Genomic DNA, 10978 nt, shown 5'->3' with positions numbered 1-10978 from the left:
TTTAGGCAATAAACACATATCAAATCATGATATGTGTTCAAAAATAATCGTTAATAGTTCGGTAGCTGTATTGGAGTCAAAGCTATCATTCAAGGCCTTGACTCGAACCTCATAGGCATCAGCCTGTTCGAGTGCGCTGCCGGATATCTCGATAGAGAAGTTATGCTCTTTAGCTTTTTCTTGACGATGCTCTTCCGTCGAAAACCATGAATCCAGCTCATCTCGACTTAAATAACTGACAAAGTACTTTCCTTGCGACTGATCTATATCAGAAACCAGCACCTCTGAAGCTTTAAGCGCTTTACCTACTTCTCTCCATGACCGAAGGTAACTAAGGTTTAGCTTTAGGTACTTTCCGCCTTGATCATCTTCTAGCAAAAAAACACGTGGTTCACCACTAATGTCATTTGCAAGTAGGGAGTGTCTATTTCGCTGGACATCTGAACTAACAAACTCGCCAACCGCATTTAGTATCTTTGTTTCAACCTTAGGTAAAGATGCAGCCTTACTCCATGAGGCTTCAGTAAGAACACCTCCCGCTGGCACTAGCTTCACCTGTAGCTCGGCAGTATTGCGCCTAACACCTTGAAGTAAGTTTGCCAGTAAAGCAACCTGCCCTGTCATCCCGGACTCACGCACAAGCTCATACAACGGTGAGCTTTCGGCAATAGCCTGAGTCATTACATAACCCTGCTGGATTAACTGCTGGCTAGTTTTTACGCCCTGCTCTTGCCAAAAAAAATCGAGCATTGGCCAAACTTTTCCTGGCGAAGAGTACAAGCGCAGCCAGGTCTGATCTTCAATTGACTCAACCAAATATGGATCTGCACTTAAAGCTGCCGTAGCATTTGGAGGTTTAGGTAGCTCATAACCCTCCTGATCAGAACTGGCCGCTTTACGATCAACGTTCGGAATAGGATAACGAGAACCAATTTTTAGATCTGAATACCCCTCCGGCACAGTAATCCTTTGGCTTGTCTCAGCAGCATTGTACTCCCCAGATCTGTCTTTGATCAGCCCACATGCCGTTAATGCGAAAGCAGAAAAAACCAGTAAGGCCCGACGGGCAATAATTTTAATAGTTATATCACTCATCAAATCAGTTTTTTCGCTGTTAACGCAGACTCTACTTGCGAATGATATTGTTTGCTTAGCTCAGTCAATGGCAAGCGAATACCTGAGCCAATCAGACCCATTCTATTTAACGCGAACTTAACAGGTATGGGGTTAGCTTCAACGAACATTGCTTCGTGAACTGACGCCAACTGATCATTCAAAGTTTGAGCTTGCTCAGCCTTACCATCAAGCGCTAGGCGACAAAGCTGACTCATCTCAGCAGGAAGTACATTAGCTGTAACTGAAATATTGCCTTTGGCACCCGCCAAGATCAACTTATAAGCAGTTTCATCATCACCCGAATAGACCGGCATTTTGCCATTTAAGGACTTGATGAGTTCACTGCCACGAGCAATATCACCTGTGGCGTCTTTAATGCCGACAATATTAGGTACATCAGCTAAACGAAGAACCGTCTCGTTCTGCATATCAACAACTGTTCGACCCGGTACGTTGTAAAGAATCTGATCAATTTCTACTGCTTCAGCAATCGCTTTATGATGAAGGTATAGGCCTTCTTGAGTAGGCTTGTTGTAATATGGCGCCACCAGCAAGCATGCATCAGCACCAAGCTTCTTAGCTTCACGCGTGAGTTCAATAGCCTCTGAAGTAGAGTTTGCGCCTGTGCCAGCGATAACAGGAATTCTTCCAGCAATACGTTTAATTATATGATCGATAACGCTGCAATGCTCTGCAGGGTCGAGCGTTGCAGACTCACCAGTGGTACCAACAGCAACAATAGCATTAGTTCCTTTTTCGACATGGAAGTCCAGCAGGGAATCCAAACGTTCCCAATCAAGACTTCCGTCTTCAAACATGGGCGTTACCAGGGCAACAATGCTGCCTTCAATCATATTGATCTCCAAGAAAATATCTGCGCACTTTTTACTCAAAAACAGATACTGAAACGGTACAAAGTAAAAACAATCGCGTATGTTAATGCCGAGATGGTTTTTTCACAAGTAAACATGCCTTACTATATGGCAAAGAAACAAAAATATCGTCCAACAACCCACTCAACTAAGGCGAAATTATGGGCAATACAGATCACAAACCAAACTTTTTGGTTATTTCTTCTATTGGCACCGACAAGCCAGGTATCGTTAATGAGCTAGCAAAAGCCTGCTCGACCAACCAATGCAATATCATAGACAGTAGAATGACAGTGCTCGGGGGCGAATTCGCCGTGATAATGATGGTTTCCGGCGCTTGGGATGCTATAGCAAAACTTGAAGCGAGCCTACCAGCACTGTCCGAGTCACTTGGTCTTACCACCACTGCGAAGCAAACACAGCAGCGGGACAGCCACCCTGCACTAGCGTATACGGTTAGCGTTGTTGCATTGGATAACCCGGGTATCGTTCACGAGATTGCACAGTACTTTTCCTCTCAGAATATAAACATTGATGATTTGCAAACCGGAACCTACAGTGCCCCGCACACCGGTACACAAATGTTTAATCTATCAATGACAATTCGACTGTCAGCTGATACTCACATTGCTAGCTTGAGAGATGAGTTTATGGACTTTTGCGACGAACGTAACCTCGACGCGATCATTGAACCTTTGCGCTAGCAAACTTATTTAACTTAACACTACACAGCAACTAAGGGCTACGCATAAAATGGTAACTTTAAACGAAAAGGTCGGTGCCTTCACTGCCGCAGCAACGTCAGAAACAGAGATAACGAATGACAGCTTAAAGGGCAAAAATACGGTTATTTATTTTTACCCAAAAGACAACACGCCAGGCTGCACAACTGAAGGCCAGGAGTTCAGGGACTCAATTAAAGAATTTGAAGCCTGCAACACTCAGATTCTAGGTGTTTCAAGAGACTCTATGCGCACTCACGAGAACTTTAAAAAGAAACATGAATTCCCTTTTGAGTTAATCAGTGATCCGGAAGAAGAATTTTGTAAGCTTTTTGACGTAATTAAACTTAAAAAGCTTTACGGCAAAGAATATATGGGAATTGAACGCAGCACCTTTATCATCAATGCAGAAGGCACTCTTGTTAAGGAATGGCGCAAAGTAAAAGTCAAAGGCCATGTTGCTGAAGTACTCAAGGCTTGCAAAAGTCTCTAGTCAAAAGAAGTGGCGCCATAACAAGCGCCACTATTACTAAATTTCGCTAGTTTAGATAGAAGTTTCTACTCCCCCTCTTCTTGGCCAGGCAGTGACAACAGCCTTTATCATCGTAGCCAGAGGGATGGCAAAAAACACGCCCCACACCCCCCAGATACCACCAAAAAATAATACCGATACAATTATTACCGCTGGGTGAAGATTAACAACCTCTGAAAATAGCAATGGAACTAGAACGTTTCCATCGATCACCTGAATCACCAGAAAAATTAGCATGACGTAGTAAAACTCTTCATGCAGGCCAAATTGGAATAAGGCAATGAGCGCTACGGGTATTGTCACCAATATGGCACCAATGTAAGGAATAACAACAGATAAGCCAACCAGAATAGCCAATAGAGCCCCATAATTAAGACCCATAAAAATAAAGCCAATATATGTTGTTCCACCTACAACCGCGATTTCAACAAACTTTCCTCGAACATAGTTTGCGAACTGGAGATTCATCTCCTCCCAAACCTGAGTCATTAAGCGCCTATTCTTGGGCAAGATACCGACAATAGAGTTAACGATTGAGTCTCTGTCTTTAACAAAGAAAAAAACCAACAAGGGCACGACAATCAAATAGATCATAGCCGTGATAAACACGGGAACACCCTCAATAGATTGTGACACTAACCACTGACCGAAATTAGCAACCTCTCCTGTAGCCTGCTGAACTAAGGCATCAAGCTCCGATATAGTAATAATATGAGAATAATCTTCTTGTAGGGTAAAAATATGAGATTTAAGATTGTTAAGAATATTGGGCGCATCTCCGACCAACGATGAGAGCTGTCGCCATACCAACGGCATTACCGAAAATATAAAACCGAACACTACCCCTAGGAATAATATATAAGAACTGTAAATCGCAGCCTTATTGTTCATTCCCTTGGACACGAGATAAGCAATAAAGCCTTGAAGCACATATGCGAGGATAACGCTGGCAATAACCGGCGCCATAATGTCGCCCCAAAGCGATATAAACACCAAACTTGCGCCGATTAAAATCAAAAGCACAACAGCTTCTTCGTCTGAAAAATATCGGTCAACCCAAGACCGTAATACCTGGAGCATAAATTTGCCTAAAAGAGGTTTGAAACCGGACACTTACTAAAATCAATGCCCATAAATTAGAATACTAAGCGGGAATGAAACGCCTTAGCGCTTAATAATATAGTACACAAAGCGCGACGATTCTAAGTCTTCTTCAGAAGATTCGATTAACTCATGAGCTGTTAAAGCTATAAACGAAGCGAAATCCCTAACGGAGCCCTTATCAGTGGCGATCACTTTGACACATTCACCAGCCGACATCTTATTTAATTGCTGTTTAGCTTTGAGCAACGGCATCGGACAGGCCTCACCAGAAGCATCTACTAAATAATCGAATTGCATAACTACCTATCAATAAAAACAAAACCCAAGGAAAGAACATCTTATAGCAGCGACAGGAGGTTATACAAGCTAATCTCAGACAGCTGCCACCCTAGTTCATTCTGACAAAGTATTCACTTGCATCTGCTCCGAATTCGGCCTATATCTAAGAACCTAACACACCATACAATACAATCGAAGATGCCACGACGACAAAGCCTTAGCTTTTTACTACTCTGCTTACTAATATCGAGCACTCACGCAGACTCGAGCACTGATACAATCCCTAGCCTTGGCAATAGCTCGTCAAACCTCGTTTCAATCCAGCAAGAAAAAGCCCTAGGCAACGCTTGGTTGCGCACATTTAGACGCCACACCCAAGCCTATGATAATCCTTTAGTCACCGAATACCTCACCAACCTTGTATATAAACTCGCGCCAAACTCTGCCGTAATCGATCGCGACTTCACCATTACAATTGTCGACAATCCAAGCCTAAATGCCTTTGCAGTACCTGGTAGCATTATTGGCGTAAACGCAGGGTTATTCTTTAACGCCAATACCGAACAAGAATTTGCATCCGTTATTGCTCACGAACTCGCCCACCTCAGCCAACGACACTACGCCCGCATGCTCGAACGACAAAAGCTCGCGGCGCCACTGACACTCGCCGGCTTTCTGGCAAGCGCAATTATTGCTGCGACAGCTGGTTCAGAAGCTGGCGTCGCTGCACTGGCAAGCACTCAGGCACTTAGTGCAGAGAAACAACTAAAGTTTTCACGCAAAAACGAACAAGAGGCTGACCGCCTAGGTATTAAGATTTTAGCAAACTCAGCTTTCGACCCGCGAGCAATGCCAAAGATGTTTGAACGCATGTACAAACAAACAGGGCTCAGAGCAGAGAGCCTCCCAGAATATCTATCAACACACCCTCTGTCCGATACGCGAATTAGTGATACGCGAGGGAGGGCTGAGCAGTACCCCAGAGCACGCTATCGAGATGACATTGACTTTCACTTTAGTAAAAACATGATCATTAGTGACTATGCGGAATCCAGGCAAGCTGCAGTTGAATACTTCAACAATATTCTGCAAAAGGGTAATACGACACAAATTAGTACCGCGACATTTGGCCTTGCCTATGCTCACCTAAAAACCAAGCCCCTCAAAACGATTGAGCTTCTGGAAAAACTATTAGAGCAGTATCCTAACCAGATATCGATCAACACCATCTATGCGCAAGCATTATCCAATGCCAGCCGCCACACCGATGCAATCAGCACCCTTGAGCAACAATTAAGCAGGAACCCTCACAACTACTCTTTATCTCGAGCGCTGGCAAAAGCGTATCTTGATGCAAACAAAATTAAGGAATCGAATCATCTACTCACTAAAATGAGCCTACGTTACCCTGAAGACCCCGAGATTTGGTACTTACTTGCTGAGGTAGCGGGGCTCGCTGGTGATATCGCGCATTTGCACCAAGCACGAGCAGAATATTTCTACCTTACCGCTAGAATGAATCAAGCTATCGAGCAGCTTAGCCTTGCCTTGAAAAAAACCACAAGTGAGCTTGATGAACTTAAGATCCAGTCAAGACTGGACCTCTTCTATGCCATCAAAGAAAACCCGCTGTTTTAAACGCGCAAACAGGGTGAATGGAAAGCCAAAGTTATTTACAACGTAGCTGAGAAGTCTAGCATTCTCTGAAGGGACTTAAGTGCACCAGCTCTTAATTCGGAGTCGACCTCTACTTCGCCACTCCCCTCACTTAATGCCAAGTACATATTTTCCAGGTCGTTCATTGCCATCCACGGGCAATGTGCACAGGATCGGCAGGTCGCTCCAGAACCGGCAGTGGGCGCTTCGATAAAGACTTTCTCAGGCGACAACTGCTGCATTTTATAGAAGATACCGTTATCTGTAGCGACGATAAATTCTTGATTCGGCAACTCTTGCGACGCTTTGATAAGCTGAGTCGTTGAACCGACCGCATCAGCAAGTTCAACCATACTTTGCGGAGATTCCGGATGCACAAGTACCGCGGCATCAGGGTAAACCTTCATAAGGTCCTTTATACCCTGCCCCTTAAACTCCTCATGAACAATACAAGAACCCTGCCACATTACCATGTCAGCCCCTGTTTGCTTCTCTATGTAGTTACCTAAATGCTGATCAGGCCCCCACAGTATCTTTTCACCACGTTTATCAAGATAACTTACAAGCTCTAAGGCCATGCTTGAGGTGACTACCCAATCTGCACGGGCTTTAACAGCGGCGGACGTGTTAGCGTAAACAACGACAGTTCGATCAGGGTGCTGGTCACAAAATTCTTCAAACTGTTCAATCGGGCAGCCAATATCTAGTGAGCAAGTCGCTTCGAGCGTTGGCATTAGTACAGTTTTTTCCGGGCTGAGTATCTTTGCCGTTTCGCCCATAAAGCGCACACCAGCAACCAACAGAGTCTCAGCTGAGTGTTCCTTACCAAACCTCGCCATCTCTAGAGAGTCTGAAATGCATCCCCCAGTCTCTTCAGCCAATGCCTGTACAATAGGATCTGTATAGTAATGCGCAACGATAACGGCGTTCTTTTCTTTAAGTAGCGATTTAATCTTCTCTTTGTAATCTGCAACCTTGGCCTGATCTAATTCTCTAGCCGAGAGATGCTCATGCGCTAAATGCTCTTGAACCAAAACGCGATCTTCAATACTTGCCATGTCGTTCCTATCTAAAGATATATCTAAAGTTCGAATCTATTTTTCTTACTAACTAGAAGCCACTCAAACACACAATACACTAATGTGAAGCTGCACCTAAAATTTGGGTGCCATAGTATAATCCTTGTGACAGTAAAATCTATAATTGATTGAGTACCAACGCAAGCAGATCGAAGCAGCGAGCGCAGACTAACAAATGACTATATGTTAAAACTAATGAATTAGCTGGAAATATTGGGACAGCGGACTTTCGAAGGGAATGGTGGGTCGTGCAGGATTCGAACCTGCGACCAATTGGTTAAAAGCCAACTGCTCTACCAACTGAGCTAACGACCCGCTGGAATCTTGTGAACTAGCGATGCTAGTAACATCAAGTTTAGACAATGTTTTTCAACATTTTATGCTCATCGATCGGCTCTGTTGCCACCAACTTCTCTACATTAGAACAGCGGAGAAAAATGGTGGGTCGTGCAGGATTCGAACCTGCGACCAATTGGTTAAAAGCCAACTGCTCTACCAACTGAGCTAACGACCCGATGAGGCGCATATAGTAATGATTTTTAAGAAAATAACAAGCGCAATTTCAAAAAAATTACATTAGTTTTACAGTTTTATAAAATTATACGAAAAATCTATAAAATTCAGTCGCTTAGCGATTGATCTTATAACTTTTTGCTAGTTTGGCAGCGGTACTATCAGGAAATTGCTTTTGAACCTCACTTAAGTATCTTTGAGACTCAGTCGGGTTCTGTAAGCGATCATATGCCACACCAAGCTTAAATAGAGAGTCAGCAACCTTACTGTGACCAGGGTATGCCTGCACAACGATAGAGAAAGCTTGTCTAGCCTGCTCTAGCTGAGGTAAGACTAAGTAAATCTCTCCCAACCAATAATAGGCATTACCTGTTAAAGGCCCATCTGGGTATTTCTCGATAAACGTGTAGAAACTTGTAACCGCCTCGTCAAACTTTTTGTCTTTGATAAGCCCATAAGCCTCTTGATATGCCTGCTTTGCTTCAGCCGAACTGGCTTTTTTGGGCTCGACAGCGACATCAGTAACAACACTTGCTTTCGTACCTTCTGACTCTCCATTCACACTTAGGCTAGGCGAAACGACTGAGGATGTATTGGAAACAGTAGAACTCGACCCACTTGACTTGGCTTGCTTGGACAAAGCCAACACTCTTGAGTCCAGGTCAAGATATCTAGCCTTCGCATTTCGCTTTAAGTGACGTATCTCATTAGCTTGCTCTTCTACAACACCTCTAAGAGCCTTAAGCTGCTGCTGCAATTCCTCGATCATAAAAAACAATTCACTATTTGCAGAGCTTTGAACCGGCAGTGCGACAGGCGCACTAACAGGCCGAGCCGAAGGCAACGCTGTTTGTTCAGCAGGCGCTGACGCTTCGGGCGCAGAATTGTTTTGTTCTGACTGAAAAATTAGTGTTCGCGCAGAAAGAGGAGCAGAAATAACAAGAAAGGACAGGAGGGTAACTGGTAATAGCGCCGGAGCTGAAAAACAGCTCCGCGCGAGAGTCTTATCAATCATCATAATGATTATTGATACTCAATATAAGCTCTTCGGTTTTGAGCCCATGCTGCTTCGTTATGGCCAGCATTTGCAGGACGTTCTTCACCGTAGCTAACTACTTCAATTTGAGCTTTAGAAACACCATTTACAATTAGGAATTTAGCAATCGAGTTACCACGACGCTCACCTAATGCAACGTTGTAACCCTTAGTGCCACGCTCATCACAGTGACCTTCAATCACAACTTTTGACGATGGGTTAGCAGATAAGTAAGCCGCGTGAGCTGCCAATGCAGGACGTGACTCAGACTTAACAGTTGACTGGTCAAACTCAAAGTAAAAAGTTCTCATTTCACGCAAAGCGGCTTGCTCGGCCATAGCAGCTTCTTTAGCTCTTTGAGCAGCCTGCTCTTCAACACTAATTTGATCAGCGTCTGGTGCACCTGAAACTGTACCGCCGGTTGAAGCACTGTCTTCAGATTGGTTTTCGTCTTGTGCAGCTGGAACTTCGTCTGCAGTGAACTCATCTTCAGTACTTAAGCTTTCACAACCAGTTAGTACTAAAATCGAAAAAATAAGCGCCAGGAACAGCTTGATCGAATTTAATTTCATCATCTTACCTTCATTTTTTTGGTGGGGATTCAAGTATTCTTTGTCAAATCGTACGCTTTTCACACTAAAATCATTTGACTTATTATCATACAAAGCTTACCGGATGCACTATAAAACACAAGCGGGTTTTAGCGAAAAGCTTTTATTTTTACCGGTTTATATCCAATAATTAATAATCTACAAAAAAGGTGACCAGGCAGGCTCCAGCACATCGCCCTTATTAGATGGTAAAAAATATTTCGCACCACCATCAACCGATACCACCGCTAAAACTTTGCTACCACCGCGCAAGGTCGAATATATAATCATACGCCCATTTGGTGAAACACTTGGCGACTCATCCAGCGATGTTGAGGTGAGAATTCTTTGATCCCCCGTCTCGATATCTATTTCTGCAATATGAAAACCTTGATCACCCGGCTCGGTACTTTTGTGGACGTAAAAAATACTATTACCGTCGCGGCTGTAGCGAGGCCTGGTATTATACTTCCCAACAAAGCTCAAGCGCTCCGGAATACGATCTCTCAGAGACATACGATAAACCTGTGGGCTCCCGCCCCTGTCACTTGTAAATACGACACTTTTACCGTCCTGTGACCAGCTTGCCTCGGTATCAATACCTGAGTCGAATGTTAATCGCTCAGTGCGATCACGAGCCAAGTCATAACTATATAACTCGGCGTTGCCATCTTTCGACAAGGTCATTACCAGAGAGGAATCATCTGGCGACCACATAGGCGAGTCATTCAAGCCTTTAAACGAGGTCACCTTTCTTTGATTTCCTGAAATCACATGCTGAATGTAAATTGCTGGGCGACCAGAGTCATAAGACACGTAAGTCAGGTGCTGCCCATCATTAGACCATGAAGGAGACAACATAGGCTCGCGACTAGTAAACAGTGTATAAGCCCCTTTCCCATCAGCATCTGCAACATTTAGGCGGTACTGACGCTGCTTGTTGGTTAACTCTTTAACGGTTATATATGCGATCTTGGTAGAAAACACGCCTTGGACACCCGTAATCTGCTGATACACACGGTCACTAATATAATGCGCTGTTTTTCTAAGGCTTGTAGGGCTTGCTTTTACTCGCTCGCTAATGAGAGATTTTTGAGTAAAGATATCAACAAGTTCATAGTCTACTATTACCTGCTTAGAACCATTTTGATGCGTGACACTCCCAACAACAATATAACTCTGCCCTAGCCTACGCCAGTCTCTGAAGTGCACCTGGTCGAAGCGTTCAGGTAAGCCGAGCATACGCGAGGTCGGCAAGGTATCAAAATCACCACTTCGTTGAAGATTGTTTGCAATAATTTTGGATACATCCTCAGGCAATGGCGATGCATTTTTATTTGCAAACGGAACGATCGCAATAGGCTGAGCACTTGCCGAGCCCACCTCTATTTCGATTACAAGCTCGGCATTTACTGCTGCCGATACAAATGCAGTTAATATCAGTATTAGAAACTTCTTCATTCAAACCTCAGAATTTCG

General features: G+C 44.0%; 11 protein-coding genes and 2 tRNA genes. 3 read left to right on the top strand and 10 right to left on the bottom strand.

Annotated elements, in window-relative coordinates; all coding sequences use genetic code 11:
• Positions 1 to 24 precede the first annotated feature (24 nt).
• A complete protein-coding gene (gene bamC / locus A3763_RS05740; RefSeq protein WP_068507801.1) occupies positions 25 to 1095 on the bottom strand; it encodes an outer membrane protein assembly factor BamC in 1071 nt (356 codons plus the stop codon).
• Positions 1095 to 1970, bottom strand: a complete 876-nt coding sequence (gene dapA / locus A3763_RS05735) for a 4-hydroxy-tetrahydrodipicolinate synthase (RefSeq protein WP_068507802.1) — start codon at positions 1968 to 1970, stop codon at positions 1095 to 1097. Before dapA ends, bamC begins: the two co-directional genes overlap by 1 nt.
• Before the next feature lie 179 nt (positions 1971 to 2149).
• On the opposite strand from dapA, the gene A3763_RS05730 reads away from it, so the two are divergent.
• The gene (locus tag A3763_RS05730) at positions 2150 to 2692 is read left to right on the top strand and encodes a glycine cleavage system protein R (RefSeq protein ID WP_068507804.1); all 543 of its coding nucleotides are present in this window, start codon (positions 2150 to 2152) and stop codon (positions 2690 to 2692) included.
• A gap of 49 nt (positions 2693 to 2741) precedes the next feature.
• A complete protein-coding gene (locus A3763_RS05725) occupies positions 2742 to 3203 on the top strand; it encodes a peroxiredoxin (RefSeq protein ID WP_068507806.1) in 462 nt (153 codons plus the stop codon).
• Between the two features lie 51 nt (positions 3204 to 3254).
• On the opposite strand, the gene A3763_RS05720 is transcribed toward A3763_RS05725, so the two are convergent.
• Both A3763_RS05720 and A3763_RS05715 read right to left on the bottom strand, forming a co-directional pair.
• Positions 3255 to 4322, bottom strand: a complete 1068-nt coding sequence (locus A3763_RS05720; protein ID WP_068633754.1) for an AI-2E family transporter — start codon at positions 4320 to 4322, stop codon at positions 3255 to 3257.
• Positions 4323 to 4406: 84 nt separating this feature from the next.
• The gene (locus A3763_RS05715) at positions 4407 to 4643 is read right to left on the bottom strand and encodes a sulfurtransferase TusA family protein (protein ID WP_068507810.1); all 237 of its coding nucleotides are present in this window, start codon (positions 4641 to 4643) and stop codon (positions 4407 to 4409) included.
• 180 nt (positions 4644 to 4823) lie between these two features.
• On the opposite strand from A3763_RS05715, the gene A3763_RS05710 reads away from it, so the two are divergent.
• The gene (locus A3763_RS05710) at positions 4824 to 6263 is read left to right on the top strand and encodes a M48 family metalloprotease (RefSeq protein ID WP_068507813.1); all 1440 of its coding nucleotides are present in this window, start codon (positions 4824 to 4826) and stop codon (positions 6261 to 6263) included.
• A gap of 35 nt (positions 6264 to 6298) precedes the next feature.
• Here the strand turns inward: A3763_RS05710 and nadA are convergent, their stop codons facing one another.
• The 6 genes from nadA to tolB all read right to left on the bottom strand — a co-directional run bounded on the left by nadA (position 6299) and on the right by tolB (position 10960).
• On the bottom strand, positions 6299 to 7339 hold the full coding sequence (gene nadA, locus A3763_RS05705; RefSeq protein WP_068507815.1) for a quinolinate synthase NadA: 1041 nt from the start codon (positions 7337 to 7339) through the stop codon (positions 6299 to 6301).
• A 260-nt stretch (positions 7340 to 7599) separates the two neighbouring features.
• Positions 7600 to 7675: transfer RNA gene (locus A3763_RS05700), tRNA-Lys, on the bottom strand.
• Positions 7676 to 7798: 123 nt separating this feature from the next.
• Positions 7799 to 7874, bottom strand: a tRNA-Lys gene (locus A3763_RS05695).
• A gap of 114 nt (positions 7875 to 7988) precedes the next feature.
• Positions 7989 to 8891: a tol-pal system protein YbgF gene (ybgF, locus tag A3763_RS05690; protein WP_068511016.1), complete on the bottom strand. Its 903-nt coding sequence runs from the start codon at positions 8889 to 8891 to the stop codon at positions 7989 to 7991.
• A 5-nt stretch (positions 8892 to 8896) separates the two neighbouring features.
• Positions 8897 to 9484: a peptidoglycan-associated lipoprotein Pal gene (pal, locus tag A3763_RS05685; protein ID WP_231872114.1), complete on the bottom strand. Its 588-nt coding sequence runs from the start codon at positions 9482 to 9484 to the stop codon at positions 8897 to 8899.
• A 174-nt stretch (positions 9485 to 9658) separates the two neighbouring features.
• Positions 9659 to 10960, bottom strand: a complete 1302-nt coding sequence (tolB, locus tag A3763_RS05680) for a Tol-Pal system beta propeller repeat protein TolB (RefSeq protein ID WP_068511018.1) — start codon at positions 10958 to 10960, stop codon at positions 9659 to 9661.
• Between the last annotated feature and the right edge of the window lie 18 nt (positions 10961 to 10978).

This window comes from Oleiphilus sp. HI0128, from assembly GCF_001635365.1.
The sequence above is the reverse complement of the archived record's forward strand: the minus strand, read 5'-3'. Positions and strand labels throughout refer to the sequence as shown.

What these genes read in the sequence shown, in the direction of transcription:
- A3763_RS05730 (WP_068507804.1), top strand. Translation starts at nt 2,150, where the DNA reads ATGGGCAATACAGATCACAAACCAAACTTTTTGGTTATTTCTTCTATT.
- tolB (WP_068511018.1), bottom strand. Translation starts at nt 10,960, where the DNA reads ATGAAGAAGTTTCTAATACTGATATTAACTGCATTTGTATCGGCAGCA.
- pal (WP_231872114.1), bottom strand. Translation starts at nt 9,484, where the DNA reads ATGATGAAATTAAATTCGATCAAGCTGTTCCTGGCGCTTATTTTTTCG.
- nadA (WP_068507815.1), bottom strand. Translation starts at nt 7,339, where the DNA reads ATGGCAAGTATTGAAGATCGCGTTTTGGTTCAAGAGCATTTAGCGCAT.
- dapA (WP_068507802.1), bottom strand. Translation starts at nt 1,970, where the DNA reads ATGATTGAAGGCAGCATTGTTGCCCTGGTAACGCCCATGTTTGAAGAC.
- ybgF (WP_068511016.1), bottom strand. Translation starts at nt 8,891, where the DNA reads ATGATGATTGATAAGACTCTCGCGCGGAGCTGTTTTTCAGCTCCGGCG.
- A3763_RS05725 (WP_068507806.1), top strand. Translation starts at nt 2,742, where the DNA reads ATGGTAACTTTAAACGAAAAGGTCGGTGCCTTCACTGCCGCAGCAACG.
- A3763_RS05710 (WP_068507813.1), top strand. Translation starts at nt 4,824, where the DNA reads ATGCCACGACGACAAAGCCTTAGCTTTTTACTACTCTGCTTACTAATA.
- bamC (WP_068507801.1), bottom strand. Translation starts at nt 1,095, where the DNA reads ATGAGTGATATAACTATTAAAATTATTGCCCGTCGGGCCTTACTGGTT.
- A3763_RS05720 (WP_068633754.1), bottom strand. Translation starts at nt 4,322, where the DNA reads ATGCTCCAGGTATTACGGTCTTGGGTTGACCGATATTTTTCAGACGAA.
- A3763_RS05715 (WP_068507810.1), bottom strand. Translation starts at nt 4,643, where the DNA reads ATGCAATTCGATTATTTAGTAGATGCTTCTGGTGAGGCCTGTCCGATG.